Annotated in this window: 8 protein-coding genes; all 8 read left to right on the forward strand. The window is 40.0% G+C overall.

The features are described 5' to 3' along the window. Positions 1 to 275 (forward strand): hypothetical protein (locus BCU94_RS19575; protein ID WP_198590865.1); only part of this gene is annotated, 275 nt, incomplete at its 5' end. Positions 276 to 1,119: 844 nt separating this feature from the next. Beyond that, entirely contained in the window at positions 1,120 to 2,091 is a 972-nt protein-coding gene (locus BCU94_RS07590; RefSeq protein ID WP_102476055.1) for a phosphoribosyltransferase family protein, read from the forward strand. A gap of 518 nt (positions 2,092 to 2,609) precedes the next feature. Continuing rightward, a complete protein-coding gene (locus BCU94_RS07595) occupies positions 2,610 to 3,791 on the forward strand; it encodes an HlyD family secretion protein (protein WP_102476056.1) in 1,182 nt (393 codons plus the stop codon). Further along, positions 3,781 to 4,833, forward strand: coding sequence for a DUF2955 domain-containing protein (locus tag BCU94_RS07600; protein ID WP_102440284.1), 1,053 nt, complete (start codon positions 3,781 to 3,783; stop codon positions 4,831 to 4,833). Before BCU94_RS07595 ends, BCU94_RS07600 begins: the two co-directional genes overlap by 11 nt. Before the next feature lie 223 nt (positions 4,834 to 5,056). Beyond that, positions 5,057 to 6,175, forward strand: a complete 1,119-nt coding sequence (locus BCU94_RS07605) for an AI-2E family transporter (protein WP_102440283.1) — start codon at positions 5,057 to 5,059, stop codon at positions 6,173 to 6,175. Positions 6,176 to 6,195: 20 nt separating this feature from the next. After that, entirely contained in the window at positions 6,196 to 6,846 is a 651-nt protein-coding gene (locus BCU94_RS07610) for an ion channel (protein WP_157937390.1), read from the forward strand. 155 nt (positions 6,847 to 7,001) lie between these two features. Beyond that, positions 7,002 to 11,792 (forward strand): response regulator, encoded by a 4,791-nt coding sequence (locus BCU94_RS07615; protein WP_102476058.1) that lies wholly within the window; start codon positions 7,002 to 7,004, stop codon positions 11,790 to 11,792. A gap of 45 nt (positions 11,793 to 11,837) precedes the next feature. After that, positions 11,838 to 12,860, forward strand: coding sequence for a two-component system response regulator (locus tag BCU94_RS07620; protein ID WP_102476059.1), 1,023 nt, complete (start codon positions 11,838 to 11,840; stop codon positions 12,858 to 12,860). The last annotated feature ends 40 nt before the right edge of the window (positions 12,861 to 12,900 follow it).

Below are 12,900 nucleotides of genomic sequence, written 5' to 3' on the forward strand. Positions count from 1 at the left end.
CCGTGGTGACGTTACATGATGCTCTAGCAGGTTTTGTTACTTCAAAAGAGAAGTCAGGCATTAGACCACTCTCTATTAAACAACTTGAACAGCGAACCTGTCACTTAATTAAGTTACTGCCAACAATCGGTAACCGGTCATCAAAAAGCACTCAAGCTATTTGCACTAACGATATTACCCCGGCCGATGCGATGAAGTACCGTGATGAACTGCTTACACAGGGCAGAAGCTATAAAAGTAATAAAGAATACTTAGCGGCCGTATTTCAGTTTTAATTCGTATGGTCGATGACATAGTAATTGAGTGGAAAAAGAGGCAATAGCACGTTATATATATGAAGTAATTTCAGTTTCTGAAAAACAAAATCATGATAGTCAATTTGAAGTTCCACAGGGTAATAAAACTCAAGATAGACAATAAAAAATAAGAAGTTCTAGAGGTTAGATTTTAAAACTGAAATTAATTAATTTTATGATTAAGATCAGCTTTAATTGGTAATTTCGAAGCTTGTCGCGATTTACTCATATTGAAGTGAATTGAACTCAACTCTTAGCTACGACTTATGGTTGAAATAATTATCATCTTGAGTCGTTATTTTGCTTTAATAAAATATATATAGTGTGTCTATTTTTGAATGAGTCACTTACTTATTGATTATATGAGATAATATCTGTTTTTATCTGTGGCATTTTTTTTATCCGCTTAATTGTTCATTGGCTGAAACTGTGTAGTGCTACAGGCAAGGTTGATGTTTATCCTGTTTGTTGATATTTGTAGATTTGATAATTTACTAATCTGATTTAGACTTAAAACTGTCATTTTTATGGCGTATTTTTAATTTAGGCTGTTAAAGGGTTATTTGTATTTTATTAGACCAAGCTACAATTGATAAAGCTTGCTGTTATGGCTAAATTCAATAAATTGCATTAGTTAGAGTCGAGTCTTGAGGGATCGAATCTGAACTTTACTCAAACAACATAGGTTAATGATTCGGTATGTATTGGGCGGCATAGTAGTTGCGGCTACGGACCAATACTCTATGAGTATTTAGTAGAATTTAAGCTTAACAGCGTCTGCTTTGAAGCATCAGGCTGTAATCTATGAACATTGGAGTTTGCTATGAATTATAAGTCCTTTTGTGATTTGAGTGATGATATTAAAAATAATATTCACAAAATCAATCAACAAGACTTTGATTTAATTGTAGGTATTCCAAGAAGTGGAATGGTACCTGCATATATGGTGGCGTTATTGCTCAATGCTAACAGTATCGATTTACCTGCTTTTATTCGCAATGATAAGTTAGGTAAAGGCATTACTCGTGATGCCAAAAAAGCCTTAAACTTCCCCCATGAAGCAAGCAACATTTTAATTGTCGATGACAGCATTCTAACTGGTGGTTCGATGATAGATGCGCTAGCCAAAATACCTAGCAGCTTCCAAGGCAAGGTGACCACAGCTGCGATTTACACCACTGCGCTTGTCAGTGACAAAGTTGATATCTTTTTTGAGCATGTGGACTTTCCACGGGTTTTTGAATGGAACTTATTTCATCATCCTATCGTGACTGAGGCTTGTGTCGATATTGATGGTGTCCTGTGCCAGGATCCAACTGAGGAACAAAATGATGATGGGGAGAAATATATTCAGTTTCTCGCTGATGCGACTCCTCGATTTATCCCAACCATGAAAGTTGATGTGCTGATAACTAATAGGTTAGAAAAATTTCGACCACATACTGAGCAATGGCTGGCAAAACATGGCGTTAATTATAACAAACTAGAAATGTTAGATTTGCCTTCAAAAGCCGCAAGACGGGCCCAAGTAGATTATTTTTCCCATAAGGCAGACTACTTTAAGCGTAGCCCAAATGTGTTATTTATCGAAAGTGATTATCAGCAAGCAATTGAAATTGCTAATCGGTCTAACAAGTTTGTTTATTGTGTTGATACAAACCAAATGATTGCGCCTAATGGTCTTAAGCGGTTTAAAAATAAAAAATACCTTGCTGAGACGATTAGAATGCAATTTTCAAAAATTAAGCCATTAAGAGCGATATACAAAAAAGTTAAAAATCTGGCTAGGGCTTAATCTATAAGCTCTAAACCTTTATCTGGCGTGAAAAATGGGCAGATTATTACCAGCTGCAGATGTTAGATTTTTAGTGGTGAAATTAAGGTCTTGATTTGTCTAATTAGGATTTTTCATTCTGTAGGAATGCTTTTGAGTTGATCTTTATACTTGCTTTGCTTTTTTAATATTAGGCAATTAAAACCAAGCAGCTTTTAAAGAATACACTTAATTTAAAATAGATTCTTAAGTAGTAATAGTAACAATATACATCGCAATTTAATGCAATTCCCCAGCAAGGGCCTTCTCAAACGGCCGTTCAAATCATTAGTTAAAATCAAAATGTTAAATCAATAACTTAAGTAAAGGGCTTAAACACAGCTTTCTTGCTTGTTCATTGAGCTAGAGTGTTGAGTTTTGAGCAAAAATAATCCTATACTGACGTTAATGTAACAACTCTACTATTTATTAACATTATTGGCTCATGCAAGCCGTTAATTTAAAAAGTAATGCAATTGATTTCAATGCAAGGGAAGGGTATGGCAGATAAGCATAACGATATTTCATCCACTGAATTACCGGCAAATACACCGGAGCAAGCCGTTTTATCAACGCCTACAGATGACATTCATGTTGCTAATGGCGCAGCGGATAAGTCCAAAAATCAGAAAATAAGAAAAGCGACCAATATCATACTGATAGTGGTCGCTTTTTTGTTTGTATTCCATCTTATTGCTGATCGTTATATTCCTTCAACTGATTTAGGTCGAGTTCGCGGTTTTGTGGTCCCCATTACCCCGCAAGTCTCAGGGGAGGTAATTGAAATTTTAACCACGCCAAATACCTTGATCCGTAAAGGGCAGGTGCTTGCGAGAATTAACCCAAGAGATTATGAGATTGCATTATTTACCGCTGAGCAAAATGTGACGCAGGCTGGGCAAAATATGGGAGCTTTAACCGCTAATGTCACCGCTGCAAAAGCAAAGGTTGTTAATGCGGAGGCAAACTTTACTAATGCAAAAGTACAATCTAAGCGTATTTTTACCATGGTTGAGCAGCAGGTGATGTCAGAGGCTGATGCCGACAATGCTAGAGCGGAACTTGCTAGCGCAGAAGCGGGTGTCGCTAGTGCTAAAGCAGATTTAGCCAAAGCAGAAGAAAGGTTGGGCTCAGAAGGTGAAAACAATACCGCGGTAAAATCAGCGTTATTGGCCTTAGAGCAAGCTGAACTTAACCTGGCACGCACCGAAATTAAAGCGCCCACCGATGGCGTGGCATCAAACTTTCGTTTAAAAGAAGGTTTTTATGCTAACGCTGGTCAACCGGTAATGACCTTTATTTCATCTGAAGATGTGTGGATTGAAGCGAACTTTAGAGAAAATAGCTTAGGCAATATGCAAGCGGGCGATAAAGTCGAGTTTGCACTGGATTATGCTCCGGGTGAGGTTTTTACTGGGAAAGTAGCCTATATCGATTATGGTGTTGATTGGGGACAAAGTGAACAAACGGGAAAGCTGGCTCAAACAACAGGCCAAACAGGTTGGTTAAGACAATCTCAGCGATTTCCTGTAACCATTCATTTTGATGACGAAGAGGCTAAAGGGTTGCGACGTGTCGGCGGTCAAGCGGATGTCATGGTGTATACCGAAGAAAGTTCACTGATGAACTTATTTGGTAAGTTTTGGATCCGAGTCGTTAGCTGGTTCTCCTATGTCAGATAGCGAGCTAGCCTTTAAAGCCATTAATGCTCAATTTGCTGAGGCGATATTTACCCGTCGAGTATTACGCTTCACTTTGGGGATAGGCATTGCAGTGGCCATAGCTGCGGTGTTTGATTGGCAATTAGCTTTTATACTACCGGTGTTTGTCGCTAAGTTTTTAGTTGATAGAGTGGTGCCGACAGTGCAAACCATTTACGAATTGCTTATTTCAATGGTGGTCACTATTGCCATTGCTTGGATGGTGAGTTTTGGGCCGGTTCAATATCCATTTGTACTGTTGCCATTACTCGCATTAATGATGCTATGGGCCTATTACCTGTTTTCTGATCCCAAGTGGAATTTTTTCGCCACTATATTAATTGTCTCGACATTAGTATTACCCTATTTAGGGATTTTACATCCAGGTGCGGCGATTTTTTTTGGTGTCGGCTTAAGCTTTTCAGGCGTGGTGGCGGTCATCATTTTTACTTTATTGCATATTTTGTTGCCTGATTTAGCACCAGAAAAAGAAACTCATTCTGAGTCAGAATTATCTAATGACGAGCGGCTTTACGAGTCAGTTAGGGCATTAATTATTTCATTTCCGGTGATCACCTTTTTCTTTTTATTTGAGGTGACCGGCGCATTACTGACCATGATATTTATTGCAATTTTATCTTTGCAAACGGCCGGCACTAAGAGCGTTAAAGTGAGTTTGTTTTTATTACTCACTAATGGCATAGGTGGTGTGCTGGCGATTATTTTTTATAACATGTTAGTTGTCGTGCCTGAGTTAGCGTTTTATATCGGGCTCACTATGATAGCCGCGTTATTTTTTGCACAAAAAATTTATGATGATCCTGCTAAAGCGCCTATTTTTGCGGGGATATTTTCAGCCTTGCTAGTGGTTGTCGGCTCGACGGCTTCGTCAACAGATGCCGATGTCGCAACCAACTTCTATATTCGTATTGCGCAGCTATTTATTGTCGGTGTTTATATGGTTGTGGCTTCATTTTTTTTAGAAACCAGAAATTGGAAGTTCTTACAAACTAATCATGATTAGGCGGTTTTATTGTAGCCGCTAGGCTATATTTTATTGAACGCTAAGTGTTGATTTAATGGAGGAAATCAAATTTTCTCGTTTATCAATACTAGGTTTACTGAAAAATCACCTATTGTTGTGATGGCTTTTCACTGCAATAAGTTCGATGTTCATAAAGGTGTCAATACATTAACTAAGGTTTAATTTTAAAACGCAACAGCATTTAATTAGGGATAGATAAGTTATGAGTGATAAACCAATATCAAGCTCGAAAGAGTTTACTCATGCGGCAGTGGATGCCGCGATTAAAATAGCCCTGATTTTTATCATGGTCATATGGTGTTTTAAGATTATTCAGCCTTTCATTATGCCCATTTTATGGGGCGGTATTATCGCCATTGCGCTGTATCCAGTGGTGTTATTTATCAGTAGCAAGCTGCGATTGTCGGTGAGTAAATCTAGCCTGTTAATTACCTTGCTGGCCTTAGCCATATTATTGGTACCTACCTACTTATTTTCAGGTGCGATAGTTTCAAGCACGCAGGACTTTGTCGCAGAAATACATGACGGCACTTTAGTTATCCCCGCGCCGAAAAGCTCTGTAGCTGAACTCCCGATTGTTGGTGAGAAACTATATGAATTCTGGTCAGACGTCTCTGCAGATCTCGAGCATGTGGTAAAAACCTATGCCGATGAAATAAAAAGCTTTTCGACTAAGGCTGCCAGTGCTTTTGGTAGTTTTGGTATGACAATTTTGCAATTTTTAATTTCAATCATTATCGCAGGGGTGTTTATGGGTAAAGCATCTGGCTCAAGCCAAATGTTCCATAAAGTCTCAGTCAGGCTAGCTGGCAAACATGGTGAAGAGTTTTCTGAATTGGCCGTTGCAACCGTCAGAAGTGTGGTTCAGGGGGTGATTGGGGTAGCCTTTATTCAATCAATATTAGCAGGTGTTGGGCTTGCTTTAGTCGGGGTGCCAGGAACCGGGATTTGGATGTTACTGGTGCTAATACTCGCGATTATTCAATTGCCACCGATTTTGGTTTTAGGTCCTATTATTGCGTATGTATTTTCTGTTGAATCATCAACCACCGCGATTATTTTTATGATTTGGAGCATTTTAGTGAGTGCCAGTGATGCATTTTTAAAACCGATGTTGATGGGCCGTGGCGTTGATATACCTATGTTGGTGATTTTGTTAGGCGCTATCGGTGGGATGATCCTCTCGGGTATTGTTGGCTTGTTTGTTGGCGCGGTGATTTTAGCTTTAAGTTATAAATTATTTTCAGCATGGCTAGTGGTTGAAACGGCTGAAGTTGATGGTGATGAAGTGTTACCGAACTCAGAGAACTCACAAGGGTAGTTGTTGCAATGGTTAAACCTATGTCTGAAGAAGATAACTTCAGCTACCTACTGGGGTCGTTGGTGTTAGTGCTGTTAAGTTCAGCTTTTGTGGAACAGTTTTTTGAACAGGGCCAGCTCATTGTTGTTTCGACAACTGTGATGAGTTTGTCTATTTCAGTGATTGGATTAGGCGCGAATAAACACTGGTTTCGCTCAAGTTTCGGGGTGATGTTTACTATCTTAGTGGTAGCCAGTATCGGCTCAGTTTTTGAATTGTTGAACCTTGATATTATCGCGCTATTTACCATTTTAACTTTTTTTATTTTGGCCAGCTGGCGCGCCGCTAAGCAGGTCTTGTTTAGCGGGGTTATTTCCACTAATCAAATTATCGGATCTATTTGTATATTTCTGTTACTAGGGCTTATTTGGGCATTTATTTATCTATTGCTGATTGAGATTTTTGGTGTGGCTTTCAATGGTATTGAAGCCCAAAATTGGACCGATAATTTAACGACTGTGATTTATTACAGTTACATCACTTTGACTACAGTCGGTTATGGTGAAATATCACCAGCAGTGCCAATGGCGCGTTTTTTCGCTTTTTCTGAAGCGATTACAGGTCAGTTTTATATGGCGATCATTGTTGCCAGTTTAGTTGGAGCCAAAATGTCCAACCACGAACCGAAATAACCTGGAGTGACTTATCATCAACTGTACGCAATATTTATAGCGATAACTGCAATAAAGCTGAGAGATTACGCAACTAACTATTACTCAAAAAGCACTCATTGCGACGTGATATTCAAGGTCAACCGTCTCGCACAACAGTATGGGGAACAATAAACATGAATCTATTATTAAGCCTCGTCATTGTTGGGTTATTGCTATTACTAGGTTGGTGTTTTTGGCGTCTAAAGGCGCAAGTTAATCATGATATTGCCCGCTATTTTGAAGGCGATAAAAATAGGATTTACTTTAGCCTCATCATTGTTTCTTTCTTACTGCTCATCTCATCTATCGCTGCAATTAGTTTGAATGTTGCTTATAAGCATGACTTGCAAAAAAGTGGCTTAGCCTTGGAGTCGGTGTCTAAAACCACTGATGCAGCCTTGGCATCTTGGTTTTTAGGCTGGCAAAACCGAGTGAGTGCAGTGGCCACAAATCCTTTATTACTTAAGCGCACTGCAATGTTAGCTAAGTTAGACTCGAAAAAAGCGCCACTTGTCGGAAATCAACATGTGCTTTGGTCTCGCGAAGCTTACGGGCGTTATAGTCAGGCCTTTGGCACCTTAGGATTTTTTGTTATCTCAGTTGATGGAGTCAATATATCTTCAAGTCGTGACAGCAATTTAGGTCAAATCAATATCGTTAAACAACAGTATCCGATGCTATTTAATCAAGTCTTGGCCGGTAATATTGTCATTACTCCACCTATGCCATCAGAAGTGGCGTTATCAAACCCATTTGGGTTGAAGCAAGCTGAAACACTCACCATGTTTGCCTTAAGCCCCATTACTCAAGATGATGGCAGTATCAGTGGCATTTTGTCACTTCGTATTGACCCTTACATTGAATTTGCCAAGCTGACTCAAAGTGGCGCGGTGGGTGACACTGGTGAATCATACTTTGTCGATGCCCAAGGAAGAATGCTGTCTCACAGTCGCTATGAAAATGACTTGGTGTCACTGGGTTTATTAAAAGCAGGTCAGGTATCAGTACTTAATTTGACTGTGACTAATCCGCAGAGATTATTATCAGAAAAGCAACCTGCTAACGGCCGTCGGGGCAAGGGAGCGTTAACCCTAGCAGCAAAAGAAATTAGCCTTAAACACGATGGTTATAGTTATCAGCCTTATCGTAATTACTTGGGGCAATATGTTATCGGTGTCTGGACATGGGATGAGCGCTACGGTTTTGGTATTGTGACGGAAATGACCCTTGAAGAAGCCAGCCGAAACTATTTATTTTTTCGAAATATTGTCGTGATGCTGATTGGTATTATTGCCATTTCTTGCTTGCTTCTGACATTTGGTGGTTGGTGGCTAAGTCGTCATGTACATCGGCGCTTTAAAGCTGACAATGAAAGGTTAGAAAAAACTATTTCAATACGAACCCAAGATTTACAAGAGCGTGAAGAGCGCTTATGGGATTTATATGAAAACTCTGCTGTAGCTTATGCCACATTAGATCTTCAAGGCCGCTTCACTAAACACAATAAACAATTTGCACAGATTACTGGTTATGACCGCAAAGACTTCTCGTCGTTAACTTGGCATGACGTACTCGCCACTAAGCACGCTAAAGGCGAACAAATCTTTAGCCAAGCGTTGCAAGGCATTGATACGTCTGATGCACGTGTAGAGCTTGTTAATCATTCAGGTCATACCTTAATTGTTTCATTATCGACCCGTGTTGAAACCGATGTTGCGGGTGAATTTAGTGAAATCCGTTTATCTCTATTAGATATTAATGAGCAAGAAACTGTCCGTGCTGAGATGCTACAAAATCAACATCAATATCAAACATTGGTTGAGAATATTCAAGGCGCAGTATTTAGATATAAAGTCACTGATTTTGACATAAACCATTACCATTTACAGTACATTAGCCCCAACATAGAACCAATAACTGGCTATAAAATGGCAGACTTTATCGGTGAACATCCAGTTAGAAGACTTGCTGATATTGCTTTTGAAAATGATATAGAGCATTTAAAAGTCATGGTTGAACAAACCATCAAAGCGCAAGATAAAATTGTCGCGGAGTTTAGAATTATTAATCGCTCAGGTGAGCTACGCTATTTACAAATGAATGCTCAGTTTGACGGTAATGGCAATAACATGTCAGGTTTTTTTGATGGCATTGTGTTTGATATTACCGAACAAAAAATTGCTGCCAATCGGTTACTCGCATCAGAAGAAAAGTTAGAAGTGGCCTCAGAAAGTGCGCAAATGGGAATGTGGGACTTTTATCCTAATGAGCAACAAGTCGTGGTTAACCGCATGTATTCAAAGATGCTAGGTTATGAACCAACTGATTTATGTCAAGAGGATGACAAGTGGTCGCCATTAATCAATGGCGCGCAAACCTTTATTGATTTAGTCCACCCCGATGAGCAAAACTTGATCTCCAATCCGCAACAAGCATTGGCTGCAAGTGACAATAAAATTCTTCGCCATGAACTGAGAATGCGCAGAAAAGACGGCAGTTACGATTGGATTTTAAGCGTTGGACAACCTTACTCTTTTGATAAGCATGGGGTTCCCGATCGGATCAGTGGGGTTCATATCAACATTAATGAAGCGCGAGCATTACAAACTAAACTTGCCGCCGCTATTTCAGCCGCTGATAGTGCAAATCAAGCAAAAAGTGATTTCTTAGCCAATATGAGTCATGAAATTCGTACACCGATGAATGCCATAATTGGCATGTCCCATTTAGCATTAGACACCCAGCTGACCCCTCAGCAACGCAATTATATTGAAAAAACCCATCGCTCGGCACAATCCTTATTAGGGATTATTAATGACATTCTCGATTTTTCTAAAATTGAAGCGGGTAAGCTAGCTTTAGAACATATCGAATTAGATATCGAAGCAGTGTTAAACAATGTTAATAACCTCATTGGGATCAAGGTCGCAGATAAAGGTTTAGAGCTGCTATTTGATATTGATAATACTATCCCTAAAAACCTATTAGGAGACCCACTTCGCCTAGGGCAAGTGCTCATTAACCTCGCCAATAACGCGGTAAAGTTTACTGAACGTGGCAATATTATTATTGCAGTCAAACTCGAAAGGTTAACCAGCCAACAGGCTTTCATTCGCTTTTCAGTAACAGATTCCGGTATCGGAATGAGTCAAGAACAACAATCAAGATTGTTTAAAGCCTTTTCCCAAGCTGATGCTTCAACTACCCGAAAATACGGCGGCACAGGCTTAGGTTTAGCCATTTGTAAGAATTTAGCCGAATTAATGCAGGGCAGCATAACGGTAACAAGTGAGCTTGAGCAGGGAAGTACGTTTAGTTTGTATTGTCCTTTTGAGTTAAGTCGTTCAACGTCAGTGACTCTCGATACCTTGGAAAAACGTCGCTTTGATGGGCAATCAGTGTTGCTGGCTGATGATAATGATATCGCTCGCTCGATACTGACTAACCTATTGGGCTCAATAGGTTTACAAGTAGTAGCCGTTGCCAGTGGCCGTGAGGCTATACAATATATTGCGGCAGGTAATAAGCCAGATTTTGCTTTAATCGATTGGCAAATGCCAGGGGTTGACGGTGTTGATGTAGCTAAGTTTATTGGCGAGCTTGCGCCCGAGCTTAAACCTAAACTCATCATGATTACCGCTTTTGGTAGAGAAGAGCTACTCATGAGTGTAATGTCTGTTCACATCGACCATATTTTAACTAAACCTATTACGTTAACAACATTAACCCAAAGCCTATCTTCATTAGTGTCTGGGAAATCTTTAGCAGATCCTCGAACTAAGGTTCAAAGCCCATTCGATAAGGCGATCACCTCTTTGGTAGGAGCAAAGGTGCTTGTTGTTGAAGATAATGATCTCAACCAAGAGTTAATTGAAGAGTTATTAATTAATAAGCAAATTGATACTGTTTTGGCTGAGAATGGTCAACAAGCCATTGAGTGTTTAGCGCAGCAAGATTTTGATGGGGTGTTAATGGACTGCCAGATGCCGGTGATGGATGGCTACACTGCGACCTCGTTACTCAGGCTGCAGCCACAATTTCAACACTTGCCCATTATTGCCATGACAGCGAATGCCATGGCTGGTGACCGTGAAAAAGCGTTAGCCGCTGGGATGAATGATCATATCTCTAAACCTATTGACGTTGAGTCGATGTTTATCACTATGGCCAAATGGATAAGCCCAACGGTTGCCACTAACACGACTAAGCCAGCGAAATCGGCAATAGAAACGACAGATGCCGATGTCGTTAAGTTTGCCCTAAACCTCAATTCAATTGCCTGTGATCATATTGACGTAGCCCTAGGCTTGAGCCGAATTCAAGGTGATATAAGCTTGTATCACAAATTATTAGTAAGATTTATCCGAGGGCAAAAAGCTTTTCCGCAGTATGTTGAACAAGCTGTTATAGATAATGATACCGAACTGACTCAGCGGTTGGTACATACCTTAAAAGGGGTTGCTGGCAGCATTGGCGCACAAATGCTTGCCACATTGGCAGCAAAGTTTGAACAAACGCTTGATAGTCTATCTGAAGCACACTATGAGCGGGTTTTTACAAAACTATCAATAGAGTTACAAGGAGTATGTCATGACATTGAACGGCTATTGCCTAAGCGACTACAAATATCAGAGCCATTGCAATTATCAAAGCTACAACCAATAGGTGCTGATTTCGCCCAAATTGCATTAGAAAATCAAACTTTGAATAAGTCATTAGCAATTGAAACCTTAGAAGTCCTCATTTCAATGCTATCGAATTTTGATATGGAAGCCACAGAGTATTTTATTAGCCACGGACAATGCTTAAACTTAAAACCATTAATACATGAGTATCAACAGCTTGATTATCAATTGTCGGAATACGAGTTGGATCGTGGTCTCGAAATTGCCAACCAAATGCTTGAGAAAGTAACAGCCATGTAATTGAGGCTTATTCACTAAAAATTTTTGCGTTTAATAGGAGTTCAAATGGAAAGGCAAACCATTTTAGTGGTCGATGATACCGCTGAAAATATCGATGTGTTGGCCGGTGTATTAAAATCTGACTATCAGATTAAAATTGCCAAGAACGGCAAACTCGCGTTAAAAATTGCTAAGGCAATGACATTAGACCTCATTTTGCTCGACATTATGATGCCCGGTATTGACGGTTTTGAAGTTTGCAGGCAATTGAAACAAGATAAACGCACCCAGCACATTCCGATTATATTTGTTACCGCAAAAATATCTGCGGCAGATGAATTAAAAGGGCTCGAGTTAGGGGCTGCAGATTACATCACTAAACCCTTTAATCCACCGATAGTATTAAGGCGAGTGCAAACCCAGTTAGCCTTAACCAGTCAAAGCCGCTTGTTGGCCTTACAGGTAAGGCAAAAAACAGCTGAAATTGCCCAAAATCAATTGAACGTGATCCGCCGCCTTGGGCGCGCTGCTGAATATAAAGATAACGAAACCGGCATGCATGTTATCCGTATGAGTTATTACACCCATATATTGGCCCTTGCAGCAGGGTTAAGCGAAGACGATGCCGAGCTATTAATGCACGCCGCCCCCATGCATGATGTGGGTAAAATCGGCATATCGGATGCCATCTTAAAAAAAACCGACAAATTAGATTTTGACGAATTTGAACAAATGAAAAAGCACTGTGAAATCGGCGCTGAAATTTTAGGCGAGCAAGACTCTGAATTAATGGATGTTGCGCAAACTATAGCCTTAACCCATCACGAAAAGTGGGACGGCAGTGGCTACCCCAATGGTTTAAGCGGAGAGGATATACCGCTTTATGGCCGTATTGTGGCAGTGGCAGATGTGTTTGATGCACTCACCAGTAAGCGTCCTTATAAGGAAGCCTGGCCCGTTGAAAAGGCGCTTGAATTACTTAAAAAAGAAGCTGGAACACACTTTGATCCGCAGCTAGTGCCACTTTTTGTTGAAAAATTAGATCAAATTCTTGAAATAAAGGCTAAATTTAATGAAAGCGATACATAGTAGCAGTTTAAAAGCATGTAATAAAAGTTGAGGTGTTGGG

It is taken from the genome of Shewanella sp. 10N.286.52.C2, assembly GCF_002874545.1.
Classification (GTDB): Bacteria; Pseudomonadota; Gammaproteobacteria; order Enterobacterales; family Shewanellaceae; genus Shewanella.

What these genes read in the sequence shown, in the direction of transcription:
- BCU94_RS07595 (WP_102476056.1), top strand. Translation starts at nt 2,610, where the DNA reads ATGGCAGATAAGCATAACGATATTTCATCCACTGAATTACCGGCAAAT.
- BCU94_RS07620 (WP_102476059.1), top strand. Translation starts at nt 11,838, where the DNA reads ATGGAAAGGCAAACCATTTTAGTGGTCGATGATACCGCTGAAAATATC.
- BCU94_RS07615 (WP_102476058.1), top strand. Translation starts at nt 7,002, where the DNA reads ATGAATCTATTATTAAGCCTCGTCATTGTTGGGTTATTGCTATTACTA.
- BCU94_RS07600 (WP_102440284.1), top strand. Translation starts at nt 3,781, where the DNA reads ATGTCAGATAGCGAGCTAGCCTTTAAAGCCATTAATGCTCAATTTGCT.
- BCU94_RS07605 (WP_102440283.1), top strand. Translation starts at nt 5,057, where the DNA reads ATGAGTGATAAACCAATATCAAGCTCGAAAGAGTTTACTCATGCGGCA.
- BCU94_RS07610 (WP_157937390.1), top strand. Translation starts at nt 6,196, where the DNA reads ATGTCTGAAGAAGATAACTTCAGCTACCTACTGGGGTCGTTGGTGTTA.
- BCU94_RS07590 (WP_102476055.1), top strand. Translation starts at nt 1,120, where the DNA reads ATGAATTATAAGTCCTTTTGTGATTTGAGTGATGATATTAAAAATAAT.